Here is a 14,481-nt window from a genome sequence, read left to right as displayed (position 1 = left end):
CGAAGGGACTGTCCGGCCGCGTTGCGGACGCTCCGGCGAACGGGATGACGTCGCTTCATGCCCTGAGGAACGTCAGAACAGCCGTCGTGGTTCGTCCTCACCGCGTTGCGCGACGGCGCGGAGAGCGGCAAGGCCTGCTACGCCGCCTGCCCGCTCCGGGAGCCGGTACGGCAGGTGGAGCGTGCCTCCCCGCCCCTCCCGATGTGGGCCACGATCGGTTCGCCCTGCGAGCGGAGGCCCGCGGCGGGCGGCTCGCGCCTGCACGGGCCCGCATCGGGGTGGTCCTACTCGGCGCTGTTGCTGTGCGTCGCCGACGTTCCGTAGTCGGTGTAGGTGTACGGGTTGTCGAGGACCTCGACCTGCGGGACGTCGGGGTTCATGCCCTTCTCCCACGCCTCCTCGCCGAGCTCGGCCTTCAGGTAGTCGACGGTCTGCCCGACGACCTGCCGGGCCCGGTCGAGGTCGATGCCGACGAGCCGGTGGTCGCGCTTGACGATGCGCCCGTTGACCAGAACCGTGTGCACGTCGCCGCGCTGCGCCTGCAGCGCCACGTGGCCGTACGGGTTGAAGATCGGGAACATCACCGGCGAGCGGTCGTTCTTGATCAGGACGACGTCGGCCTTCTTGCCGGGTTCGAGGCTGCCGACGGCGCTGTCCAGCCCGAGCGCCTTGCTGCCGCCCCGGGTGGCCCAGTCGACCACGTTCTCGGCGCGCAGGGTGCAGTGGGTGACGGTCTCCTGGTGGGCGTGGGCCTCCAGATGCTCGCGGGAGCGGTCGGCGCCGAGCGTGGTGCGCATGGCGGAGAACAGGTCGCCGCTCCACCAGGCGCTGGTGTCCATGGACAGCGAGACCGGGATGTCATGCTGACGCAGCCGCCAGGTGGGAGGGTAGCCCTGGCCGGCGCTCTGCTCGCTCTCGGTGGACACCGAGACCGAGCCGCCGGTGGCGGCGATCCGGTTGTAGGAGTCGGGGCTGAGCGTGGCGGCGTGCACGTAGATGGTCGACGGGGTCATGAACCCGTTCTCGTGCATGAGACGGATGCCGTCGTCGTTGGTGGCGCCCCAGACGCCGGCGTGCGTGCTCACCGGCACGTCGAGGTCGCGGGCCACCTCGAAGGCGGCGCGCTCGGGGAACTCCGGGTCACCGGTCACGTCGAAGGCCATCTGGAAGCCGAGCATGTCCCCGCGGCCGTCGATGCGCCGGGTGACGAAGTCTCGGAACTCCGGCTTGGCGGACCAGTCCCACGGCCCCTGCTGGATGTTGCCGTAGCCGAGCACGAACCGGCCCGGGACCGCCTCCAGGGCGTCGACCGCGGCGTCGGCGTGGTCCACCGTCTGCAGCCCGTGGGACCAGTCGACCGTGGTGGTCACGCCGGCGTCCAGGGCCTCGATGGCTCCCAGCAGGTTGCCGGCGTAGATGTCCTCCGGCCGGAAGAACTTGCCCGACTCCAGGTAGTACCACACGAAATACTGGGTGAGCGTCCAGTCGGCGCCGTAGCCGCGCATGGCCGTCTGCCACAGGTGCCGGTGGGTATCGATCATGCCGGGCATGACGATGCCGCCACGGGCGTCGATCTCGAGGGTCTCCGCCGGGACGTCCAGCTGGGGGCCGACGGCCTCGATGCGTTCGCCGATCACCAGGACGTCGGCGTCGCGCAGGACGGTGTGCCGGTCGTCCATGGTGAGTACGGTCCCGCCACGGAAGACCACGGGGCGATCGGAGGTATCAGAGGTGGTCGTCTCGCTCATGATGTCCCAGTTCTCTCATCACCGGAGTGACGGACAAGTCGCCGCATAGCGGACAGGTGAAATGTTGCTGTAACGATGAATGCATTTCGTCCCTGTGTCAACATCTCCGCCATGAGTCCCTGGGCAGGTAAAAGGGGAGTTGACCCAAGAAACGGACGCATGTCCGAATTACTGCGCCGTGGTGAGCACGCTCCGGTGCGAAGCCTGCCCCGAGGCCTGCCGCTCCCATGCCGTGGCGACGTCCGTCAGCGGCACGGTGTCGTACGGGACGCTCATCTTCCCGGCCGCCGCGTGCTCGACGACCGCCACCAGAGCGTCGCGTCTCTGCTCGGCGGTGAGCTCGTTGTTGGTGTAGCCGAGCAGCCGCAGCGAGCGGCTGCGCAGGGTCGCGGAGTCGAACGGCGCGGTCTCGCCGGCCGAGCTGCCGAGATTGACCAGGCGTCCGTGCGGCCGCAACGTGCGCAGGGCCGCGGCCGCCGGCAGGCCGAACAACGTGTCGAGCACCAGGTCCACCGGGCCGTCACAGGCGTCGAGCAGGCGTACGGCCAGCGTGTCGACGTCGTCGGCGCCCGAGAGGTCCACCACGGCGTCGGCGCCCAGCTCGGACGCGCGTCGCCGGCCCGCGCCCGAACGGCAGGCGGCGATCACCCGCCGCGCGCCGTGCAGGCGGGCCGTCTGGACGGCGACCTGCCCGACGACGCCTCCGGCGCCGAGAATGACGACCTGCTCACCGGCGCGCAACTCGCCGCGCCAGGTCAGCGCCATCCAGGCGGCGATCGCCGACAGGCCGAGCGCCGCCACCAGCGGCGCCTCGACGTCGCCGGGCAGCGGCACGAGGTCGGCCTCCGGCACCACGCAGTAGTCGGCCATGCTGCCGTCGCCCGGCCGCATCCCCGCCGTGGTGCTGAACCAGACCGCGGTGCCGCTGGGGATCGTGCCGGCCCGCTCGACGACGCCAACCCCCTGCACACCCGGTACGTACGGCAGGGCCGGCGTGCCGAAGTAGGAGGCGCCGGTGGCGCAGAGCACGTCGAGCGGGGTGATCGGGGCCGCGGTCACGCCGACGAGCGCGGTGCCGTCCGGCTGCTCCGGAGCCTCACGCGTGGTGATGGCGGGCGGCAGGCCGCACGCGCGGATGGTCGCGGCCCGCATCATGTGGCGATGTCCGGATACGGCATGGAGAAGTGCGCGAGCCGGGCCGCGTACTCGAGCTGGAACCCGAGCGGCTCGGCATGGTCGCGCTCGAACATGGCGATGAACAGCGTCAGGGTCAGGAAGGGGTGGGCGCCCAGCTCGAACAGCGTGCTGTAATCATGGGTGCGCAGCGCCTCCCGCTCCTGGTCGGTGAACGCCAGCCAGGTGCTGGCCTCGGCCTCCGGCACGTTGAGGATCACGTTGGCGCGCTCGCGCTCCCACCAGGCGACGGTCTCCACCGGCTGCTCGCGATAGCGCTCGACCAGCTCGGGGTCGCGGTCCACGGTGTAGAGGAACTTGTTGAGCAGATACTTGCTCATGCGGGCGCTCCCTTCGGGTACCAGGTGAAGTAGGCCTCCATGGTGTGGAACAGGTCGAGGGTGTCGACGTAGTCGGCCTTCCGGCCCTCTCCGGCGACGCCCATCATGAGCATGAAGTCCATGAATCCATGGGTGGCGTTGCCGGGGCTGTGCAGGCTGTCCAGGGTGACCTCCGACAGGCAGCCCTCGATGTCGCCCTGCGCGATCCACTCCACGGCCCTGGCGTCGAACTCCGGATCGGGGCCGTGCGGCCCGAACTGGCGCGGCCCGCCGAGCTCGAGCGACAGGTGACCGGTGCCGATGACGGCGACCCGCAGGTCCGACGGCCAGGACTCGACGAGCTCCCGGATGGCCTTGCCGAGCTGCACGAACCGCTTCGGCTGCGGCAGCGGCGGCGCGAAGATGTTGGTGTAGATGGGCACGATCGGCAGGTCGTTCTGCGGGCGCAGCGTGATGATCGGGCAGGTCACGCTGTGATCGATGCGCAGCTCGTTGCTGAAGGCCAGGTCGAAGCCGGAGTCCAGGCCGCCGCGCAGGATGTGCGAGGACAGGTCCTCCTGCCCGCGCATCCGCATCCGGGGCAGGCCGAACTCGCGCTCCTCGTTGTACCAGTTCGCGTCGTAGAACGGCGCCTTGCCGACCAGGAACTGCGGCATGTTGTCCAGCCACAGCTGGTGGAAGTGGTCGGATCCGACCATGACCAGCACGTCAGGGTCGGCCCTGGTCAGCGTTTCGCGGAACGCCTCCACCTTGCGCACCCATTCGTCGGCGAACGGAGGCCGGTCCTCACCCTGGGAGGTGCTCGCCCGGTAGTAGAACGGATGGTGCGTCGACGCGATGACCGCGGTGACGGTGGCCATGGCGGCTCCTTGGGGGGTCGGTGACTATTCGGATTCGGGGCTGACGTACGTGGCGTTACGGTCGACCGTCAGATAGACGTCCATCCCGATCGGCCGGGTGCGTTCTTCGGCGATGTGGCCGAGCAGACCGGCGGTGCGCGCGAGCAGCGCGAAGCCGCGCAGCAGCTCGACCGGCAGGCCGAGGTCGGCGAGCGCGGCGCCGCACACGCCGGCGCCGTTGAGCGGCAGCGTGCGGCCCAGCACCTGCGGATGGACCCGGCCGATGGCCTCGAACAGCCGCAGATGGGGTCCGCGCAGGCCCTCCTCCTCGGCGATGCCGAGGAGCACGGCGGTGCGCGGGTCGGCGCTCTTGTGCACCGGGTGGCCCAGGCCGGGCACGAACCGCTTGGCGGCGCGGGCCTCGGTCACGGCGGTCAGCGCGAGCGCGTCCCACTCCTCGTCGGTGCGGGGCGGCTCGCCCTGGTGGCCGGCGAGGGTGTCGGCGAGGAAGCGGCCGCAGTCCTCGGTGACGCCGAGGAAGCGCGAGCCGCCGCCGAGGAGCCCGGCGGCGATCGCGCCCTGCAGGGATTCGGGCGCGCTCAGGTAGGTGAGCCGGGCGGCGAGGGCCGTGGGGGTGAAGCCGTGGTCGGCCAGCGCCACCAGGACCGCCTCGAACACCCGCACCTGCGACGGCGTCGGGCGGCGCTGCGCGACGAGCCAGAAGGCCAGCTCGCCGAAGCCGACCTTGCCGATCAGGTCGTTGGACAGGTCGTGGCCGAGCAGCCGGATCGTGCTCGCGTCGGACGTGCCGATCGAGGTGGGGAAGCCGGGCGTGGTGTCGCCGTCGGTCACGTGACGCTCCTGGTCGGGTCGGGGCTCGCGAGCCACTTGCGGATCTCCGCGCCGTGCTCGTCGAGCGAGGGCGGCGGCAGGTCGTAGCGAGCGGGGGTGGCGGAGAAGCCGATGGGGTTGCGGACCGAGGGGATGGCCTGGTCGCCCTCGCCGACGGAGACGACCGGGTCGAGGCCGACCTCCTCGGCGAAGGCCACGCCGCCGTCGACGGTGTTGATCGGCCCGGCCGGCACGCCGGCGGCGGTCAGCTCGCGGAACCACTCCATCTTGGGCCGGGTCCGCAACCGTTCCACCAGCAACGGCCGCAGCTCCTCCCGGTTGGCGGTGCGGTCCTCGGTGCGCGCGAAGCGGGGGTCGTCCACCAGCTCGGGCAGGCCGAGCGCCTGGCACAGCTTGGCGAACTGGCCGTCGTTGCCGGCGGTGATGATGAGCTCGCCGTCAGCGGTGGGCAGCGGTTCGTACGGGAACAGGCTGGGGTGGGCGTTGCCCATCCGGAACGGCACCTCGCCGCCGGCCACGTAGGCGCTGCCGTGGTTGACCATCCCGGACAGCGCCGAGGACAGCAGGTTGACCTCGACGTGCTGGCCGTCGCCGGAGGCCTCGCGGTGCCGGAGCGCGGCGAGGATGCCGATCGTGGCGTGCAACCCGGTCATCACGTCGAACACCGAGATGCCGGCGCGGTAGGGCGGGCCCTCGGGATCGCCGGTCAGGCTCATCAGCCCCGAGATGGCCTGCACCATCAGGTCGTAGCCGGGGATCGCGGCCCCCTTGCCGGCGCCGAACCCGCTGATCGAGGCGTACACGACGGCCGGATTGGCCTCGCTGACGCTGTCGTAGTCCAGGCCGAAGCGGCGCAGCCCGCCGGGCTTGAAGTTCTCCACCACCACGTCGGCCCGCGCGGCCAGCTCCCGTGCGGCGGCGAGGTCGCCGTCATCGCGCAGGTCCAGGGCGATCGAGCGCTTGTTGCGGTTGATGGCGAGGTAGTAGGTCGACACCCCGTCGCGGGTGGGCGGCATCCAGGTCCGGGTGTCGTCGCCGCCGGGCGACTCCACCTTGATCACCTCGGCGCCGAGGTCGGCGAGCAGCATCGTGCAGTACGGCCCGGCCAGGATGCGGGAGAAGTCGGCCACGAGCAGACCGGCCAGTGGCCCGGCGGGTCGTTGGCGCTCGTCGGTCAGCTTGGTCATTCCGCTCAGAACCTCTCCGTCCGTCAAGCGGACGATTGTCCGCTGGAGCCCAGTCTCGGAGGTCCCGCTTTCTTCTGTCAAGGGGGTCAACCCGCCGTGACGTACGGCACCGACTCGTGCCGCGCCCAGTCGGCGCTGATCTCGCCGGCGGCCTGCAGCAGCAGCGGAAGGTACTCGTCGACCAAGGTCAGCAGCGAGGTCTCGGCGGCGTGGGCGTTGACGTTGAGGGCCGCGATGACCCGGCCGGACCCGTCGCGCAGCGGCGCGGCCACCGACCGGATCGCGGGCGCGAGCTGCTGGTCGGTCAGCGCCCAGCCCTTGGCCCGCACCTCGCGCAGCGCCGCCTCCAGCTCCTCCTCGCAGGGGCTCGCGCTCGGCTGCACGCCGGAGCGCCCCGGCTCCGCCAGCACCGACGCCAGCTGGGCGGGGGGCAGCGCGGCCAGCAGGACCTTGCCCAGCGAGGTGGCCGCGGCCGGGAACCTGGTGCCGATGTCGACCCGCAGCGTCACGATCTTGGGCACCGCGACGCGGGCCACGTACACGATGTCGGAGCCGTCCAGCTGGGCGATCGAGGAGGATTGGTGCGTGCGCGCGACCAGCCACTCCATGTGCGGCCGGGCGATCTCCCACAGCCCTGTCGACCGGACGTAGGCCACCCCGAGCTCCATGATCCGCGGCGTGAGCGCGAACCCGTTCTCGTCGGCCCGGGCGTAGCCGAGCTCCTCCAGGGTGAGCAGGATGCGCCGCGCCGTGGGCCGGGCCAGGCCGGCTTCGGTGGCGACCTCGGACAGCGTCATCACTGGACGGTTGGGGCGAAATGCCCGGATCACGTCAAGGCCCCTGGCGAGCGCTTCGATGAAGTCAGGGTCGCTGCTTCGACGGGCCACGGCGATCACTACTCCTTAGGAGTATTTCCGGTACGGCTGTGTGCAGCCGACTCTAAGGGATGAGTCCCGAGCTGTCCGCGACTCGGACACCCGGACCGCAAAGCTGTAGCGGTCCCGGTGAACGCACCCTCTTGACAGGTGTCATTCATCACATCATTCTAGGGCCACCCGTGAGCGACCGTGATGCGGACGAACGTCCGGAACCCCCGTCCCGAACCAGCGCCACCAGCGGCCTTGCGCGCGATCCACCCTCCGATTGGAGCAGCACATGAGCAGCACCGCTCAACAACCACCCGATCAGAGCACCGCTCGGTCCGACCAGTTGACCAAGGTGTCCATCGCCGTCGGCTTCGCCGTCCTTTGCGCCACGTACATGCTCAACGCCATGGACCGGCAGCTGTTCTACCCCCTGCTGCCCGACATCTCGAAGGAGCTGGGGTTCACCCTGGCGGAGTCGGGGTGGCTGGCGACGGGCTTCACGCTGGGGCTGGCGCTGGCCGGACTGCCGACCGGCTATCTGGCCGACCGGCTCTCCCGCAAGAGCATCATCATGGTCAGCGTCCTGGTCTACTCCCTCGGCACGCTCGCCATCCCACTGTCGGTGGGCATCGCCGACATGAGCGTCTACCGGCTCCTGTCCGGCGTGGGCGAGGGCGTCCAGGCCACCGCCCTGTACGCGGTCGTCGGCGCGTTCTTCTTCCACCGCCGCTCGGTCGCCGCCGGCGTGATCGGCGTCGCCTTCGGCGCGGGCGTCTTCCTCGGCCCCCTCGTCGGCACGGACATCGCCACCGGCTTCGGCACCTGGCGCGCCCCCTTCTTCCTGTTCGCCTCGGCCGGGCTGGTGCTCTGCCTGCTGACCGCCCTCTTCGTGTCGCGCAAGCTGACCGAGGCCGTCACCGGTGGCGGCACCGAATCCGCCGCCGTCTCCTACGACCACGTGCCCGCCTCGCCGTACAACCGCAACACCCTCGGCGTGGGCATCGTGTCCGCCGTGTCCGGCCTGGTCGTCTACGGCTACCTCGGGCTGTACCCGACCTTCCTCCGCGAGTCGCTCGGCTTCACCCCTGAGGACGCCGCGCTGGCCGTGTCGTTCTTCGGCTTCGGCGCGATGATGGCCCTGCCCGCCGGCTGGCTGGGCGACAGGATGAACCAGCCGCGCCTGCTCGCCTTCTCCCTCGCCGCGACCGCCGTCAGCACCTACTTCATGTACCAGGTCGCCACCACCCCCTCGGCCCAGTACGTGCTGTCCTTCCTGGTCGGCACCTTCGGCAGCGGATTCCTCTTCACCAACTGCGCCACCGCGATGCAGCGGGCCGTACGTCCTCAGCACGTCGGACGCGGCGCCGGGCTGTTCATCCTCTTCTACTACGTCGCGGCCGCCTTCTCCGGGCTGCTGTTCGCCCGGCTGGTCGGACTGCTCGGCTGGGACGGCGCGGGGCTGTGGCAGCTGACCATCCTGCCCATCGTCGGCATCGCCGCGGTCGCCCTCATGCAGACGTCCAAGATGGTGCTCCCGAGACAAGCCGCGCAGTAGGGACCGCTGTTCCGGGACCATGTCCGCCGACGACGCCGGAGATGGTCCACCGGACGTCTCGCGGGCCTGCGGGAGGCGGCCGGATGAGCCGTCCCGCTAGGCCGGCACCAGCTCGAAGCCGGTGACGATCTCCGGGCGGATGCGGATCACCTGGTCCATGGTCCCGGCCACCCAGGGGCTCAGGCGGGCCTTGAACCGCTCGATCTCCCGCGGGTCGGTGACCAGGCACGCCATGCCGGTGATGATCACGCTCCAGCCCAGCCGCTCGGCCGCGTCGAGCTCGTCGGCCTCGAAGGCCACCACCGCCCCGGCCGGCGCCACCTCGGCGCTGAGGATGGTGCCCAGGTCGGAGCGGATGATCACCTGGCCGTCGACGACGATGTGATTCACCGGTCGCACCGCCGGAAGCGCCTGGCGGGTGAAGACGATCCGGCCCAGCGGCACGCTGGCCAGACGCCGCAGCGCCTCCGCCTCGGGCAGGTCCCTGAGGTCTCGCGTGCCCGCCGTGCTGGATATCACCCGGCCATCCTCCCGTCGCGCGTCCGTCCGTGACAGGGACCTAAGTCATCTCTTCCACCCGTGAGGAGCCGCTCACGAGCAGGGACGGGCTTCCGTCCGGCTGCGCGGCGGCGCTGCCGGCCCATGTCACCGGCCTGGCCGGCTCGTCACCGGCCGGCACCGGCAGGGCGGCCTGCGTGCACCGCGCGTGTCGCGGCCCGGATCTCACCGGCACCCGCCGGCCGGTGCGGGAAAGGACTTTAGTCCCGGTGAAGGTGACCTTCGGCCCGGTCGCCGAGACGGGGTCCGGCCCTAGCGTGGGGCACGTCCCCTCTACCTGACCGCCCGCGGAGAGCACATCCGGCCGTGTCCACACCACCCGCGTCAGCGCGCCACCGCGATCCCCACAGTCCCCACCCGCCCGCCGGCCCCGCCGGCCCCGCCGTGCCGGCGTCCGGCCCGGAACGCGCGCGTCTGGCCGTCGGCAGGCTCCCGATGCTGGCCGGGGCCGCCGTCGCGCTGCTCGCGGGCCTGTCCGGGGGCCTGGCGCCGCTGATCGCCCAGGTGCCCGCGCCGGTGGCGTTCACCGAGCAGCACGGGCCGCTGATGGCGCTGGGCTTCCTGGGCACGCTGATCGCACTGGAACGCGCGGTGGCGCTGCGCAGCCGCTGGGCCCATCTCGCCCCCGCCCTGTCCGGGCTGGGCGCCGTCGCGCTGGCCGCCGGCGTCGAGCCGCTCGGCCGGTTGGCGCTCACCGCCGCCGGCGGCTGGCTGGTGGGCGCGTACGTGGCGCTGCTGGGGCGGCGGCTGAGCCGCGAGACCGCCCTGCAGCTGGCCGGGGGACTGGCCTGGTTCGCCGGCGGTCTGCTCTGGCTGGCCGGACGGCCGATCCCGGAGCTGATCGTCTGGTTCGCCGCCTTCCACGTGCTGACCATCGCCGCCGAGCGGCTGGAGCTGGCGCACGTCGTGTTCCTGCGGGCCGGCGTCCGGGGCGGGCTGATGGGCGCGGCCGCGCTGCTCGGCGCGGGAGCGGTGGTCTCCCTCGCGAACCCCGGCGCGGGCGCGCGGACGGCGGGGGCCGGGATGCTCGCGGTGGCCGCCTGGCTGGCCTGGCACGACGTGGCCCGCCGGACGGTCGGCGGCTCCGGGCTGCCCCGGTACGCGGCCGTCTGCCTGCTGGCGGGCTACGGCTGGCTGGCGACGGCCGGCGCGCTGTGGGCGGCCACGGGCCTGACGACCGGCGGCTATCTCTACGACGCGGCCCTGCACGCGCTGTTCCTCGGCTTCGTGATGTCGATGGTCTTCGGCCACGCCCCGGTGATCCTGCCCGCGCTGCTCCGCGTGCGGCTGCCGTACCGGCCGGTGCTGTACGCGCCGCTGGCGCTGCTGCACGTGGCGGTCGCCGCCCGCGTCGCCGGCGACCTGACCGCGCTGGGCCCGGTGCGCACGCTGGGCGGCGTGCTGGCCGTCCTCGCTCTGCTCTTGTTCGCCGGATGCGCGGTCGCGGTGGCGCGCTCGCGCGCCGGTCACGAGAGGAAGGTACCCGCGGTGAACCCCGCCGAGGTACGCATACAGAAGGGCCCGCGACCGATCACGCCGCCGCGCCCGCGCGCGTCATGGCACCTGCGGGCGAACGCGATCGTGCTCGGCTGGCTGGGCCTGACCGTCGCGGTGGCGCTCGCCGGGGAGGCGCTGCCGGCGCCCCGCTGGCTGCTCGTCCACGTGTTCCTGCTGGGCGCCGTCTCCACCGCCGTCCTCGTCTGGAGCGAGCATTTCACCGTGGCGCTCCTGCGGGCGCGCACGCCCGACCAGCGCTGGAGCCTGACGCGGCTCGCGCTGCTGAACGCCGCGACGGTGGCGATCCTGTACGGCGTCGCGGCCGGACCCTGGCACCTGGCCGCGGCCGGGGCGGGCGTGGCGGTGGCCGTCGTGCTGTGGCACGCCCACGCCCTGATCTCGCTGGTACGGCACGCACTGCCGGGCAGATTCGGTCACGTCATCGGCTGGTACGTCTGCGCGGCCGGGGCGCTTGCCGCCGGCGGCGTCCTCGGCGGGCTGCTGGCGGCGCACGTGGTCCACGGTGAGACGTACGAACGCCTGCACGCCGCGCACGCCCAGGTGAACCTGCTCGGCTGGATCGGCCTGACCGTGCTGGGCACGCTGTTCACCCTGTGGCCGACGGTCCTGCGCACCCGCATGTCGGAGCGGACCCGCCGGGCGTCACGGGCCGGGTTGCCGCCGGCGGCGGCGGGCCTGGCCGTGGCCGTCGCCGGGCTGGTGACCGGCTGGCGGTGGGTCGCGCTCGCCGGGCTGGCCGCGTACGCGGCAGGCACGCTGACCGCGCTGGTGCCGCTGGCCGACGCGGCCCGCCGGCGCCGCCCGCACACCGGGGCGGCCTGGATGCTGGGGGCCTCCGTCGTCTGGTTCGAGGTGGCGATCGTCGCCGACCTGGTGATCCTGGCCACTCGCCCGGCGGGGGAGGTGGCCGCCGCGCTGGCGCCGCTGCTGCCGCTCGTGCTGGCCGGGTTCGTCGCCCAGGTGCTGCTCGGCTCGCTGCTGCACCTGCTGCCCGCGGTGCTGGGCGGCGGCCCAGCCAGGTTCAAGGAGAACGCGGCGCTGCTGGAGCGCGGCTGGGTGGCCCGGCTGGCGGCGCTCAACCTCGGAGTCCCGCTGCTGGCGCTGCCGGTGCCCGCGCCGCTCAGGCTGCTGGGCTGGGCGCTGGTGCTGGCCGCCGGCGCCGCGTTCGTCATGCTGGCCGTGCTCGCGCTGACGAGGGCGCGCGCAGTCGAGGATCGGCCCGCCCGCGACCGCGAGGGGCGCGGGCGGGCCTGGCCCGCGATGGCCGGGGTGGCGGCCGGCTGCCTGCTGACGGCGGCGGCGGTCGTGGTGGCGACGACCGGCGGGGCCGGCCCACGGACGCAGGTCACCGCCACCGGCGCCCGGACGGTCGAGGTGACGCTGTCCGGGATGAGCATCCGGCCGTCGGTGATCGAGGCCGCTCCCGGCACCGTCCTGACGCTGCGCGTCACCAACACCGACGCCCAGCGGCACGACCTGCGGCTGGCCACCGGCGAACGCACCCCCATGCTGGGGATCGGGCAGAGCGCCACGCTGACCCTGCGGCCGCTGGGCGAGGCCGTGGACGGCTGGTGCACCGTCGCCGGGCACCGCGCCGCGGGCATGACCATGCGCGTCGTCCCGGCAGGGGCCCCGGCCCTGCCCGCTGACGCCAGGCACAACGGGCACAGTGCTTTCGGTGACCCCCTCGACCTGTCCGCGCCCATGTCACCGGGCTGGACCCCGTACGACGCGGCACTCGGACCCGCGCCCGGCGGGACGGAGCACGAGGTCGAGCTCCGCGTGGACGACAAGGTCGTGCGCGAGGTCGCGCCCGGCGTGCGGCAGCGCGTGTGGACGTACAACGGCACCGTCCCCGGGCCGGTGCTGCGCGGCCGCGTCGGCGACGTCTTCACGGTCACCTTCGTGAACGGCGGCAGCATGGACCACGGCATCGACTTCCACGCCGGGGCGAACGCGCCCGACGGCGTGATGCGGAGCATCGCGCCGGGGGAGCGGCTCACCTACCGCTTCCGGGCGGAGTTCGCCGGAGCGTGGCTCTACCACTGCTCCACCATGCCGATGACGCAGCACATCGCGAACGGCATGTACGGCGCGGTGATCATCGACCCGCCCGGCCTGCCGAAGGTCGACCGGGAGTACCTTCTGGTGCAGGGTGAGCTCCACCTCGGCGAGCCGGGCAGTGCCGCCCAGGTGGCCAAGATCCGTGAGGGCCGCCCGGACGGCTGGATGTTCAACGGCACCGCCGCCGGGTACGACCACGCGCCCCTGACGGCGAAGGCCGGCGAGCGGGTGCGGATCTGGGCCGTGGCGGCCGGCCCCAGCTCCGGTACGGCGCTGCACGTGGTGGGGGCGCCGTTCGACACGATCTACAGAGAAGGTGCGTACCTGTTGCGTGAGAGTGATCCTGGCGGCGCCCAGGTGCTGGATCTGGCCCCGGCTCAGGGCGGTTTCGCCGAGCTGGTCTTCCCCGAGCCGGGCACGTACCCGGTGGTGGACCACACGATGCGCCAGGCTGAGGGCGGCGCGCACGGCCTGTTCAGGGTGGGTGCCCGGTGACCTGGTGGTCGGTGGTGAGGTTCCTGCACGTGCTGTCGGCGGCGCTGTGGGTCGGCGGGCAGCTCACGGTCTCCCTGGTGGTGCTGCCGCTGGCCCGCCGCCAGTTGGACGACGAGCGGCGCGGCCGGATGCTGACCGCGATCGGCCGCCGGTTCGGGATGATCACCGGTGTCGTGTTCCTGCCCGTGCAGCTTGCCACCGGCGTGGCCATCGCCTGGCACAAGGGCGTCACCTGGGCGTCGCTGGCCGAGCCCGGCTACGGGCGGATCCTGGCCGCCAAGCTGGGGCTGTTCTGCGCGGTCATGGTCGCGGCGGGACTGCACGGCTGGGCCAACGGCGCAGGACACCGGCGCTCGGCCCGTGCCCTGGCGGTGGCCTCCCTGATCGGCTCGATCGGCATCATCCTGCTGGCCACCGCCCTACCGGCGACCTGAGCCGTCAGGGACGCCCGATCCGGACCCGCCACAGCTCCGGGCCGGACTCGGCGTAGTCCCAGGTGAACTCGCCGGGGTGCTCGGCGGCGAACTGGTAGTGGAGCGGCTTGGGATCGTGGTCGTTGACGAGCACGAACGCCGTCCCCTCGGTCAGGCCGTGGAAGGTGGCGAAGATCCGCTCGTGGCGCTGGGCCGGAGGGAGCGCGCACACGTCGAGCTCGGGGGCCGGGCCGGCCGCCGCCGGCCGCTGGATCGCCTGGTGGTCGCCGCCGCCGGCCGCGCCGAGAACCTCGTGCATCCCGTCGAGGAGGGCCGCGAGATCGACCCCGGCGTCGATCAGCGCCGGCAGCAGGATCTCGTTCTCCTTGACCAGGTGTGACTGGAAGACGGCGTTCAGGGCGGCGGCCAGGCCGATGATCTCGCCCTGGGTGCCGGCGGCGGCGAGGTCGCCGGTCAGCTCGCGCAGGGTGAGATGCTCGCCGTGCATGGCCTGGACCAGCAGCCGGGTGCGCGGCAGGTCACCGGCGACGCGGTAGAGCGTCTCCTCCTCCGCCATCGCGTGCGGCAGCACCTCCTCGGTGCAGAAGGCGGCCAGCACCTCCCGCCGGGGCGCCGGCGAGGTCAGCCGGTCGATCGAGCGGCCGATGGTGAGCGCGTGGTCGGACATGGTCCGGCCGAGCCGGTCGTGATGGGCGCGGATCGTCGCCAGCGTGGCGTCCTGTGCGGTCACGAGGCACTTCCTGTCTGTACGGCGAGATCGTCATGAGGGAGCGGGGAACGGGACGAGGAAAACGCTAGGCCCGCCGCGCGGGCGGCGTCATCGGCTGCAGGTCACTTCCCCGGCGGGACCA

The 14,481-nt window shown here is 72.5% G+C and carries 12 protein-coding genes; 3 read left to right on the top strand and 9 right to left on the bottom strand.

Translation table 11 applies throughout. The annotated features are described in order from the left end of the window. Window positions 1–284: 284 nt before the first annotated feature. The 7 genes from ACIBQX_RS00280 to ACIBQX_RS00250 form a co-directional block, all read right to left on the bottom strand. Window positions 285–1,748, bottom strand: a complete 1,464-nt coding sequence (locus ACIBQX_RS00280; RefSeq protein WP_396999160.1) for an amidohydrolase family protein — start codon at window positions 1,746–1,748, stop codon at window positions 285–287. A gap of 168 nt (window positions 1,749–1,916) precedes the next feature. Continuing rightward, window positions 1,917–2,903, bottom strand: coding sequence for a zinc-binding alcohol dehydrogenase family protein (locus ACIBQX_RS00275; RefSeq protein WP_396999159.1), 987 nt, complete (start codon window positions 2,901–2,903; stop codon window positions 1,917–1,919). Next, on the bottom strand, window positions 2,900–3,262 hold the full coding sequence (locus tag ACIBQX_RS00270; RefSeq protein ID WP_396999158.1) for a hypothetical protein: 363 nt from the start codon (window positions 3,260–3,262) through the stop codon (window positions 2,900–2,902). Before ACIBQX_RS00270 ends, ACIBQX_RS00275 begins: the two co-directional genes overlap by 4 nt. Continuing rightward, complete coding sequence (locus ACIBQX_RS00265; RefSeq protein ID WP_396999157.1) at window positions 3,259–4,122, bottom strand: extradiol ring-cleavage dioxygenase; 864 nt, start codon at window positions 4,120–4,122, stop codon at window positions 3,259–3,261. Before ACIBQX_RS00265 ends, ACIBQX_RS00270 begins: the two co-directional genes overlap by 4 nt. 24 nt (window positions 4,123–4,146) lie before the next feature. Further along, window positions 4,147–4,953: a citryl-CoA lyase gene (locus ACIBQX_RS00260; RefSeq protein ID WP_396999156.1), complete on the bottom strand. Its 807-nt coding sequence runs from the start codon at window positions 4,951–4,953 to the stop codon at window positions 4,147–4,149. Beyond that, window positions 4,950–6,140: a CaiB/BaiF CoA transferase family protein gene (locus tag ACIBQX_RS00255; RefSeq protein WP_396999155.1), complete on the bottom strand. Its 1,191-nt coding sequence runs from the start codon at window positions 6,138–6,140 to the stop codon at window positions 4,950–4,952. Before ACIBQX_RS00255 ends, ACIBQX_RS00260 begins: the two co-directional genes overlap by 4 nt. Window positions 6,141–6,226: 86 nt before the next feature. Next, complete coding sequence (locus ACIBQX_RS00250) at window positions 6,227–7,027, bottom strand: IclR family transcriptional regulator C-terminal domain-containing protein (protein WP_396999154.1); 801 nt, start codon at window positions 7,025–7,027, stop codon at window positions 6,227–6,229. A gap of 268 nt (window positions 7,028–7,295) precedes the next feature. On the opposite strand from ACIBQX_RS00250, the gene ACIBQX_RS00245 reads away from it, so the two are divergent. Continuing rightward, window positions 7,296–8,561 carry an MFS transporter gene (locus ACIBQX_RS00245; protein WP_396999153.1) on the top strand — a complete coding sequence of 422 codons (1,266 nt, stop codon included), beginning with the start codon at window positions 7,296–7,298 and terminating at the stop codon, window positions 8,559–8,561. Window positions 8,562–8,657: 96 nt separating this feature from the next. On the opposite strand, the gene ACIBQX_RS00240 is transcribed toward ACIBQX_RS00245, so the two are convergent. After that, window positions 8,658–9,080 (bottom strand): pyridoxamine 5'-phosphate oxidase family protein, encoded by a 423-nt coding sequence (locus ACIBQX_RS00240; protein WP_396999152.1) that lies wholly within the window; start codon window positions 9,078–9,080, stop codon window positions 8,658–8,660. A gap of 345 nt (window positions 9,081–9,425) precedes the next feature. Here ACIBQX_RS00240 and ACIBQX_RS00235 point away from each other — a divergent pair, with 345 nt between their 5' ends. Both ACIBQX_RS00235 and ACIBQX_RS00230 read left to right on the top strand, forming a co-directional pair. After that, entirely contained in the window at window positions 9,426–13,196 is a 3,771-nt protein-coding gene (locus ACIBQX_RS00235; protein ID WP_396999151.1) for a multicopper oxidase domain-containing protein, read from the top strand. Continuing rightward, window positions 13,193–13,630, top strand: coding sequence for a DUF4149 domain-containing protein (locus ACIBQX_RS00230; RefSeq protein WP_396999150.1), 438 nt, complete (start codon window positions 13,193–13,195; stop codon window positions 13,628–13,630). The genes ACIBQX_RS00235 and ACIBQX_RS00230 overlap by 4 nt, the downstream gene beginning before the upstream one ends. Before the next feature lie 4 nt (window positions 13,631–13,634). Here the strand turns inward: ACIBQX_RS00230 and ACIBQX_RS00225 are convergent, their stop codons facing one another. Beyond that, on the bottom strand, window positions 13,635–14,360 hold the full coding sequence (locus ACIBQX_RS00225) for a DUF2249 domain-containing protein (protein WP_396999149.1): 726 nt from the start codon (window positions 14,358–14,360) through the stop codon (window positions 13,635–13,637). Window positions 14,361–14,481: the final 121 nt, after the last annotated feature.

It is taken from the genome of Nonomuraea sp. NPDC049714 (assembly GCF_044465295.1).
Taxonomy (GTDB): Bacteria; Actinomycetota; Actinomycetes; order Streptosporangiales; family Streptosporangiaceae; genus Nonomuraea.
Note: the sequence above shows the minus strand (reverse complement) of the source record. Positions and strands in the feature narration are given on the sequence as shown.